This window comes from Desulfovibrio sp. MES5 (genome assembly GCF_002237645.1).
Taxonomy (GTDB): Bacteria; Desulfobacterota; Desulfovibrionia; order Desulfovibrionales; family Desulfovibrionaceae; genus Desulfovibrio.
Genome location: NZ_MJUZ01000009.1, coordinates 68,181 through 77,140, shown reverse-complemented (window position 1 = coordinate 77,140; position 8,960 = coordinate 68,181). Strand labels below are relative to the sequence as shown.

General features: G+C 61.2%; 8 protein-coding genes. 3 read left to right on the top strand and 5 right to left on the bottom strand.

Translation table 11 applies throughout. The features are described from left to right. Nucleotides 1–602: 602 nt before the first annotated feature. Nucleotides 603–1,823 carry a carboxynorspermidine decarboxylase gene (nspC, locus tag BCS36_RS03125; protein WP_291301465.1) on the top strand — a complete coding sequence of 407 codons (1,221 nt, stop codon included), beginning with the start codon at nt 603–605 and terminating at the stop codon, nt 1,821–1,823. Nucleotides 1,824–2,080: 257 nt separating this feature from the next. Here nspC and panB read toward each other — a convergent pair whose 3' ends face one another. Then, nucleotides 2,081–2,914: a 3-methyl-2-oxobutanoate hydroxymethyltransferase gene (gene panB / locus BCS36_RS03120; RefSeq protein WP_291301464.1), complete on the bottom strand. Its 834-nt coding sequence runs from the start codon at nt 2,912–2,914 to the stop codon at nt 2,081–2,083. Nucleotides 2,915–2,995: 81 nt separating this feature from the next. Beyond that, nucleotides 2,996–3,871 carry an agmatinase gene (gene speB, locus BCS36_RS03115; RefSeq protein ID WP_291301463.1) on the bottom strand — a complete coding sequence of 292 codons (876 nt, stop codon included), beginning with the start codon at nt 3,869–3,871 and terminating at the stop codon, nt 2,996–2,998. Here speB and BCS36_RS03110 point away from each other — a divergent pair. Continuing rightward, nucleotides 3,863–4,072: a hypothetical protein gene (locus tag BCS36_RS03110; RefSeq protein ID WP_291301462.1), complete on the top strand. Its 210-nt coding sequence runs from the start codon at nt 3,863–3,865 to the stop codon at nt 4,070–4,072. The genes speB and BCS36_RS03110 overlap by 9 nt on opposite strands. A gap of 94 nt (nt 4,073–4,166) precedes the next feature. On the opposite strand, the gene BCS36_RS03105 is transcribed toward BCS36_RS03110, so the two are convergent. The 3 genes from BCS36_RS03105 to BCS36_RS03095 form a co-directional block, all read right to left on the bottom strand. Beyond that, a complete protein-coding gene (locus BCS36_RS03105) occupies nt 4,167–4,445 on the bottom strand; it encodes a class I SAM-dependent methyltransferase (protein ID WP_291301461.1) in 279 nt (92 codons plus the stop codon). Nucleotides 4,446–4,458: 13 nt separating this feature from the next. Next, the gene (locus tag BCS36_RS03100; protein ID WP_291301460.1) at nt 4,459–4,992 is read right to left on the bottom strand and encodes a hypothetical protein; all 534 of its coding nucleotides are present in this window, start codon (nt 4,990–4,992) and stop codon (nt 4,459–4,461) included. 223 nt (nt 4,993–5,215) lie between these two features. Further along, nucleotides 5,216–6,502 (bottom strand): multidrug effflux MFS transporter, encoded by a 1,287-nt coding sequence (locus BCS36_RS03095; RefSeq protein WP_291301459.1) that lies wholly within the window; start codon nt 6,500–6,502, stop codon nt 5,216–5,218. A gap of 127 nt (nt 6,503–6,629) precedes the next feature. On the opposite strand from BCS36_RS03095, the gene BCS36_RS03090 reads away from it, so the two are divergent. Then, the gene (locus BCS36_RS03090; protein ID WP_291301458.1) at nt 6,630–8,960 is read left to right on the top strand and encodes an ATP-dependent helicase; all 2,331 of its coding nucleotides are present in this window, start codon (nt 6,630–6,632) and stop codon (nt 8,958–8,960) included.

Here is an 8,960-nt window from a genome sequence, read left to right as displayed (position 1 = left end):
CCATGATCTTGCAGGCTTTCGAAATGTTGCCGAGTTCCGCAGCGAGATTGAGAAGCCCGGTCTTGTGCTTGATGACGTTTTGATTGAAACTTTCCATGGGGATTCTCCGTGGGCATTGTGCCCTGTTTGATGGTGCGTTTACACTTCCATCAAAACGGAGATTCCCCTTTCCTTCAAGGGGTACCTGTCAGATCAAGTCGAAACTAGCTCAGCTGAAAGATCGCCACCGCTGTTGGCCATGTGTGCGCTTTGTCCGTCAAGAAAATGGGCGTTGCCGTCCCTACCTTCAAACCGCAGTATATCTCCCGATCAGTGACAAGGATATGTTGCCTCGGCTGACCGGGATGGGGAAGGCCGCGAAAGAGGTTTTCTTGCCACTGGCCTCGATAGAGAGGGGGGCAGTATACCATCCTCACTCAAAGGCCAAATCCCAAACCACCCCCAAAAACCATTGAACTTACCATTCCCCTTGCACCCGTGCCGCCAATGCGTCAAAATTTCTAAAGCAGGTCACGCCAACTCCGCGCCAACTTCGCGCAAACTCCGCGTAATCGCCACACCAATTCCAGGCCTGCGCAGCACACTCACCCAGAGGAACTTTAATGCACTGTCAGCACCTTCTCTTTGATCCGGCCCGCATCCCCTCACCCTGCTTTGTTCTGGACGAAAACCAGCTTCTGACCAATGCGGCCATCCTCAACACCGTGCAGGAGCGCACCGGCGCAAAAATCCTCCTTGCCCTCAAGGGTTATGCGGCCTGGGCGACCTTTCCCCTGCTTTCCCGCTTCAAGGGGCACGGCCCCCTGTGGGGCGCTTGCGCCAGTTCTGTGGACGAAGCCCGTCTGGCCCGCGAGGAATTCGGCGGCGAGGTTCACTCCTTCGCTGCGGCCTGGAACAAGCGCGAAGTGGCGGAACTGCTGACGCTGACAGACCATATCGTTTTCAATTCCATTGCGCAGTGGCGTGAATTCGCGCCCGCCATTGAGGCGTGGAATCAGGGCCGCTGCCCTGACAGACAGATACAGTGCGGTCTGCGCATCAACCCGGAACACTCTGAAGGCGCTGCGGAAATATACAATCCCTGCGCGCCCGGCTCACGCCTTGGCATACGGCGCAAACATTTTGACCCCACGGCTCTGGGCGGCATCTCCGGCCTGCATTTTCATACGTTGTGCGAGCAGGGCGCGGACGCGCTGGAGCGCACCCTGACCGCTGTAGAAAAGAATTTCGGCCAGTGGCTGCCCGGCTGCAAATGGATCAACATGGGCGGCGGGCATCACATCACCAAGCCGGGCTATGACCTGGACCTGCTCTGCCGTCTGCTCACCCAGTGGCGCGACCGCTATCAGGCGCAGATATACCTTGAGCCCGGCGAGGCCGTGGCCCTGGACGCGGGCTGGCTGGTCACAACGGTGCTGGACGTTATTGAGGCCGACATGCCCATTGTCATTCTGGACATTGGCGTGCCCTGCCACATGCCCGACGTCATTGAAATGCCGTACAGGCCGCGCGTGACGTATGAGCATGACGGCGCAGCCGTGCAGGCGGGCGAAGCGGGGCAGAAGGCCTGGACCTGCCGTCTGGCGGGCAAGTCATGCCTCGCGGGCGATGTGGCTGGCGAATATTCCTTTGACGCGCCCCTCAAACCGGGGCAGCGCCTCATATTTGAAGACATGGCCATATACAGCATGGTCAAGACCACGACCTTCAACGGCCTGCGCCTGCCTTCCATCGGCATTTGCGGGCAGGACGCCGACGGCGAGGCGGACTTTCGCATGCTGCGCCAGTTTGGCTACGCGGACTTTAAAACCCGGCTTTCATGATGCGCCGCGACATGCCGCGCAAGCACGCTTTCACCAGTGATGGCGTCCCATCCGTAAGCCGCCTTCGCCGCCCAACGGCTGTGCCTGAAATTGCTCCGGCAGACAGCCATCTGAGTATTTCACGGTGAGGACATTCTGCATTTTGAAAACGAACAGCCGCAATGTTGGCCCGCTCTACATCTGAAGCAGAAAAACCCCGGCATTGCCGGGGTTTTTCTGCTTCACGCACCAATAAAAAGTCTGCGTTGGGCGCGGGCCTATTTGAGCTTTTTGACGGCTTTTTCCATACCCTCTGGCAAGGGGTAGCAGTGCTCTTCACCGGGAAAAGCCCCGGCCCGCACTTCACGGGTGTAGGCTTCAATGGCGTCGCGCAAGGCCTTGTCCACAGAACCGAAATACTTGACAAAACGCGGCAAAGGCCGGGTGTTCAGGCCGGTCATGTCCTGCCAGACCAGCACCTGCCCGTCGCATTCCGCGCCAGCGCCTATGCCGATGACGGGGATGGCAAGCTCCTTGGTGATGCGGGCGGCCAGGGCGGCGGGCACGCATTCCAGCACCAGGGCAAAGGCCCCGGCATCCTGAAGGGCACGGGCGTCGTCCAAAAGTTTTTGGGCAGCGCTGGGCGTCTTGCCCTGCATCTTGAAACCGCCGAAGGCGTTGACAGACTGGGGGGTAAGCCCCAGGTGCCCCATGACGGGTATGGACGCCCGCACGAGCGCCTTGACCACGTCGCAAAACTCCGAACCGCCTTCAAGCTTGACGGCCTGGGCGCGCCCTTCGGTCACCAGCCTGCCAGCATTGCGCACGGCTTCATCCACGCTGGTGTGATAGCTCATATAAGGCATGTCGCAGATCACAAGGGCCTGATCCGCTGCCCGCGCCACAGCGGCGCAATGGCGCGTCATATCGTCCATGGTGACGCTGAGCGTGTCCTCGTGCCCCAGCATGACCATGCCGAGCGAATCCCCCACCAGCAGGGCGTTGACCCCGGCGTCGTCCATAACGCGGGCCGTGCTGTAGTCGTAGGCGGTAAGCACCACAAGCTTGTCCTGCCCCTTGGCGGCGCGAAATGTGACCACAGTGTTCTTCATGGTGAATGCTCCTTGGTAAAAACCGTGTCGGCAACTGCCGGGGATGCCTGGCGGCCAGAGATCCGGACGGCGAAAGGCGCGTCAGGAACGGCTATTGGCCGCGAGCGCCAGCCCCATAAGCAGATGCGTCAGCTTGGCCGCCGTAAAATCACAGTGGTGCAGGCCCGCAATGGGGGCAAGCTCCACCACGTCCAGCCCCACGACCTGCCGCCCTTCCACGCAACGCTCAAGAATAAACTGGGCTTCGCGCCAGCTTATGCCGCCGGGTGACGGCGTTCCCGTGGCGGGCATGAGAGAAGCGTCAAAGGCGTCCACATCAAAAGTAATGTAAATCCGCTGGGGGAAGCCCTCGGGCAGGGGCAGCTCGGGCAGGCCCACGCGGGCCATAAAATAGGCGTCATAGTGCGTGACGTTGTGCGCCTTGCGCACCTCAACTTCCTCACGGCAGAAATCGCGCACGCCAAACTGCACCAGCGGCAGACCCAGGTCAGCCACAGCGCGGTGCATGACGCAGGCGTGCGAATAGGGGCTGCCCTCATAGCTTGAGCGCAGATCGGCATGGGCGTCAAACTGCACAATGCCAAAGGGTTCGCCGGTGCTCTGCGCCTGCTTGGACAGGGCACGCAACGCGCCAAGGCTCACCGTGTGCTCGCCGCCGAGCAGCACCGGCATGGCATTGCAGGCAAGCGCCTGGGCCGTGGCAGCCTCGATGCGGTCAATGACCCCTTCAATGGGGCCGCTGCAGTCCACAGGCGGCGCGGTATAAAAACCTGATTCACCTGGGGCCTGACCGCTTTCCCAGGCTTCAAGCTGCTGCGAAGCCGTGAGCAGAGCCTCAGGGCCGTGGGCAGCGCCCGCGCCGTAAGAGACGCTCTGCTCCAGCGGAACGGGAATAATATGAAAGGCGGCCTGTTCAGGCCGGGCGGGGCTGTATTCCGATGCAAGAAAATGCTGCATGACTATCCTCAGGCTGTATGGATGAACCAAATAAAACGGCCCGCTTGGGGAGGCAGGCCGTCTTATTTGGAGGAGGCTGTCAGCAAAAGAAAGGAAGGTACTTTCTATTCTGCAATGGCCGTGCCAAGTGGGTTTAAGAAAATATTTTCTCTAACAGTGCGTAATTTATTATATTTTATTTCAGGAACAAATCCTGTTTAGTTTAAAAACTTATACTCTCCTGCCCTGCGCCCCACGTTGCAGGCCTACCGCTGTACAAAAAATTATCTCGTTGATGCGCACCGCCAGCCCCGATTTATGGCCTTTGCGGTGCTTTTACCGGCAAGCGCTCCACCAGCAACAGGCTTTCAGTCCGTGCTTTGTCGGCATCGGCAAGGGCTGCCAGCATCAGGGCGGCAGGCTCCAAACCCTCAAGCCAGATAAACAGGCCAGACATTACCCACCAACGCCGGGGCGACAGCGTCCGCACCCTGTGCGCCGGGGCTTGCGCCTCTTCAGCGCCGCCCTCATGCCCCGTGTAGCAGTGCAGGCTGATGCACCCGCCGGGGCAGAGCGTCAAGGGCTGCGTGCCCATCACCGCTCGAGGCTTACTGCACAGTTTCCTTGCCGCCAGCGGTCGGGGAACCCTGGATGCTGAGAGTCAGCTTTTCCGCCAGCTCGCGCGCGCCGGGGGTCTGACGCCATTCGTCAAACAGCTTGCGCCACGCGCCGAACTCCACAAAGCCACGATCCAGCTGGTCCTCGTGCATCTGCACCCAGGTATTGAAAAGCTGCATCTGTACCTGAAAGGTGGAGCTGTTGAATATCATGGCCGCGCTGTCGCGCGCTACGCTCTTGCCTTCCACGTGGGTGGCCACGAAGTTGCAAATGGCGCGCTGCGACATTTCAAAGGTCACTTCCTGACCGTTCATTTCATCGGCTAGAGGCAGCAGATGGGGGTAGAGTTCGGCAATGCGCTCCATACCCTTGACCGGCACGGCCATGAACAGCGGAGCTTCACCGTCAACCGGGGCGGCTTCGGGCTTTTCGCTGATAAAATAGAATCGCAGCCAGTTTTCAAACATCACCGCTTCAATCATGGAGGCTACGGCGCTCTGGAATTGGCTCTGTGGCTCAGGCATGGAAACTCCTTCACTTTTTGGCGGCGCAAGCACCCTGGCTCCTACCGCCATCAGAACTTGGCTCACGTACTTCTGGAACAGATCATCAGGCCATGGCCGACGCCGAGAGCCCCCGAAAGGCGCTCATGCCGCACGGCCTAGAGAAAAATGTCGCAAGCGCCTTCATATGTACTATCCGGGCCAGCCCGCGTCAATGCAGTACGCCGTAAAGCCGGGGCCCATATCAATTTTCTGGCGGCGCGGATCCGGCCGGCGCGGCTGCGGCCAGCCGCTCGCGCCGCAGGCGCAGGGCCCTGGTGCCCATAAGGCTCAAAATCAGGGCGGCGCTTCCCGTCACGGCGCAGACTATCCCCAGAGGAACAGCGGTTCCCGGCCCGGCCAGCCCCACCAGCGGGGATGAAAACGCCCCGAAAATAAAGACCGCCACGCCGATCACGCCCGAAGCCGCGCCCGCGCCCACGTCCTGCGACGCGATGCCAAGAGTGAAGCTGGTGGCGAAGGTCACGCCCTGGAGCGTGATCATGCAATACAGGGCGGCAAGAAGGGGCCAGGGCGAAGCCGGACGCGCCAGAGTCACGCCCAACACAGCCAGGCTGGCCACCCAGCGCAGGATGTTTCCTGCCACGAGCAGCTTTTCTTCACTGACGCGGCGGGCCAGACGCCCGGTAATGACGGCCATGAGGGACAGGCTGAGCGCATTGGCCCCAAAGATCATGCCATAGGCCGTGGGCGAAAAGCCGTACATATCCTGCAGGATAAAGGGCGAAGCCGCCACATAGCCGAAAAATCCGGCCATGGTGAAGCCCTGTACCCCGGCAAAGCACATGAAGGCTTTTTCGCCAAAGAGCTTACTCGTATAACGCAGGGAGGCAAGCACGCCGCCGGGCCGCCGGGCCTCTGGAAGCAGCGTTTCCGGCATCCGCCAGGCGCACAGGCACACAAGCAGCAGGCCAAAACCCGTCAGAAAGACAAATACCGCGTGCCAGCCGCCCAGAGCGGCAAGTCCGCCGCCCAGAAGCGGGGCCACGATGGGGGCCACGCTCTGAATGGCGATAAGCACGGCCATGAAGCTTGTTAGCTCCGGCCCGCGAAAAAGGTCGCAGGCAATGGCGCGTGAAAGCACCACGCCCCCTGCCCCGCTGAGCCCCTGCGCAAACCGCAGGGCGATAAAGCCTTCGCCCGAGCTTGTCCGGGCGCAAAAAAATGAGGCAAGCGTAAAGAAGGCCAGCGCCAGCAGCAGGGGCCCCCGCCGCCCGCGACTGTCTGAAATGGGGCCTATGAATATCTGCCCAATGGCCATGCCTATCAGAAAGGCGGTAATGGTGCCCTGCGTGGCCGCCGTCGAGATGGAAAGATCCCCGGCGATCTGGGGCAGGCTCGGCAAATAGGTGTCTATGCTCAATGGGCCGAATGCTCCCAGCATGGCGAGCAGCAGCGCGAAAAAAAGCCTGCGGGCGCGGCTCAGCCGTGCGCCGGGGCCGACGACAATATCATTTTGTGTAAAGCTCATGCGGTACTATTCCCTCGATTTTGGCGGATATTCAGCCCGGCTGGCAGCAAAGTCAAGTTACTCCGCCACAAGTCACGGGCCTCACGACGCTCTGGCGGGCCGAAAAGCCTTGTGCTAGGGTCGCATCATGATCGACTACGCTCAAGCGCTCAACGAAGCCCAATACCAGGCAGCCACCAGCGGCGACGGACCCGTGCTGGTGGTGGCTGGCGCGGGCAGCGGCAAAACCCGCACCATTGTATACCGCCTGGCCTGGCTGGCCGAAAACGGCATCTCGCCCGACGCCATGCTGCTGCTTACCTTTACCCGCAAGGCCGCGCAGGAAATGCTGCACCGCGCGGGACTGTTGCTGAACCAGGGGCTTTCCGGCGTGCAGGGCGGCACCTTTCACGCCTTTTCGTTCAGCGTGCTGCGCCGCTGGAAACCCGCGTGGCTGGCCGACCGCCCCTTTACGGTTATGGACGCCGCAGACATCACGGCGGCGGTCAAGCACTGCAAGGACAATCTCAAGCTGGGCAAGGGCGACAAGTCCTTTCCCAAAACCCAGACCGTGGTGGGCCTGCTCAGCAAGGCGCGCAACAAGGAATTGCCGCTGGACGAAGTGCTGCGGCGCGAGGCCTTTCACCTGCTGCCCCACGCCGAAAGCCTGACCCGCCTGGGCGAGGCCTACAACGCCTACAGGCGCGAAAAAGGCCTCATGGACTATGACGATCTGCTTTTTGAGCTTGAAGACCTGCTGCGCACCAATGCCCTGGCCGCCGCCAACCTGCGCCAGCGCTTCAGCCACATTCTTGTGGACGAATACCAGGACACCAACCTCGTGCAATCGCGCATCGTGCGTCTGCTGGCCGGGCCGGAAGACGGCCCCCCAGGCAACGTCATGGCCGTGGGCGACGAAGCCCAGTCCATCTATGCCTTCCGGGGTGCGAATGTTCGCAACATTCTGGATTTCCCCAAATTTTTTCCGGGAACCAAGGTCATTCGGCTGGAGGAAAACTACAGGTCGACCAAGCCCGTGCTGGATGTGGCCAACAGCCTGCTGGCCCATGCGGCGGAGTCTTTTCATAAAAACCTGTTCACCAAAAAAGAAGGCGGCGAGCCTGTACGGCTGGTCACGCCCCTGAGCGACGCCAGCCAGGCCAAGCTTGTGGTGCGCCGCGTCGAAGAACTGCTGCGCGAGCATTTGCCCCACGAAATCGCGGTGCTCTTCCGCGCGGGGTTCCATTCCTACAATCTTGAAATGGCGCTCAACCAGGCTGGCATCGGCTTTCGCAAATACGGCGGCCTGCGCTATACCGAAGCCGCCCACGTCAAGGATGTGATGGCCTACGCCCGCCTGCTGCTCAACCCGCTGGACCTGCCCGCCTTTGCCCGCGTGGCCGCCCAGCACAGCGGCATCGGCCCCAAAACCGTCGAAAAGCTCTATACCGTGGCCCGCAGCGGTGACGCGGCGGCAACAGAAAAGGCCTTTGGCAAGCACGTTGGCTTTCTGGAAGACATGCGCTTCATCAACGATCTGCGCGCGCGTCCCATGGCGCCTTCGTCCACGCTGGCAGCCGTGCTGGAGCACTACCGGCCCCGGCTGGAAGGCCTGTACCCCGAAGACTGGCCCCGCCGCCAGCAGGGTCTTGAAGAAATCATACAGATGGCCTCGGGCTACGTGCACCTGGACCTTTTTCTGGCCGATCTGGCGCTGGAATCGCCCGAAGAGGACGAAAACGACGCCGAGGGCAAGATCACCCTTTCCACCGTGCATTCGGCCAAAGGGCTTGAGTGGAACGCCGTGTGCATCATTGATCTGGTTGAAGACCGCTTTCCCTCGCGTCACGCCCTGGCCCGGCCCGAAGACTTTGAAGAAGAACGCCGCCTCATGTACGTGGCCTGCACCCGCGCCCGCCAGAATCTGGATCTCTATGCCCCGGCCTCCCTGTACAACAGGGCCGAGCGCGGCAGCCAGCACGTAAACCAGAGCCCCTTTGTGCGCGAACTGGCCCCCGGTCTTGTGGAGGAATGGGTGGAAGGTTTTGGCGGCGGTCTTTCACGCCGCACGCCGGGAAGCTTCGGTGGAGCTGGCGCGTATCAGTCCAGAGCATTGACGCAGCCACTGGCCCGGCCCCTGGCACAGCCGCAGGCCACGCGCGATTACGCCGCCTTTGACGATTGCCAGTTGCCCCCGGAAACGGAAAACGCCGCGCCCGCCCTGAACTTTGCGCGGCCACGCGGCCTTGCGCCACAGCAGGAAAATCCGGCCACAAGCGAAAGCTACGCGGCGGGCAGCTCCGGCACGGCGGGCACAGGCGACGCGGCAGCCGGACAGGGACAGCTTTGTTACTGCACCCACCGCATCTTCGGGCGCGGCAAGATTATCAAGCACCTCTCGCCCGAAAAGGTGCAGGTGAACTTTCCCGGCTTCGGCCTCAAGGTCATTTTGAGCGAATACCTGCTCATGGAGAATTGA

Coding starts and splice junctions, on each gene's coding strand:
- nspC (WP_291301465.1), top strand. CDS start 603: ATGCACTGTCAGCACCTTCTCTTTGATCCGGCCCGCATCCCCTCACCC.
- panB (WP_291301464.1), bottom strand. CDS start 2,914: ATGAAGAACACTGTGGTCACATTTCGCGCCGCCAAGGGGCAGGACAAG.
- BCS36_RS03110 (WP_291301462.1), top strand. CDS start 3,863: ATGCTGCATGACTATCCTCAGGCTGTATGGATGAACCAAATAAAACGG.
- speB (WP_291301463.1), bottom strand. CDS start 3,871: ATGCAGCATTTTCTTGCATCGGAATACAGCCCCGCCCGGCCTGAACAG.
- BCS36_RS03105 (WP_291301461.1), bottom strand. CDS start 4,445: ATGGGCACGCAGCCCTTGACGCTCTGCCCCGGCGGGTGCATCAGCCTG.
- BCS36_RS03100 (WP_291301460.1), bottom strand. CDS start 4,992: ATGCCTGAGCCACAGAGCCAATTCCAGAGCGCCGTAGCCTCCATGATT.
- BCS36_RS03095 (WP_291301459.1), bottom strand. CDS start 6,502: ATGAGCTTTACACAAAATGATATTGTCGTCGGCCCCGGCGCACGGCTG.
- BCS36_RS03090 (WP_291301458.1), top strand. CDS start 6,630: ATGATCGACTACGCTCAAGCGCTCAACGAAGCCCAATACCAGGCAGCC.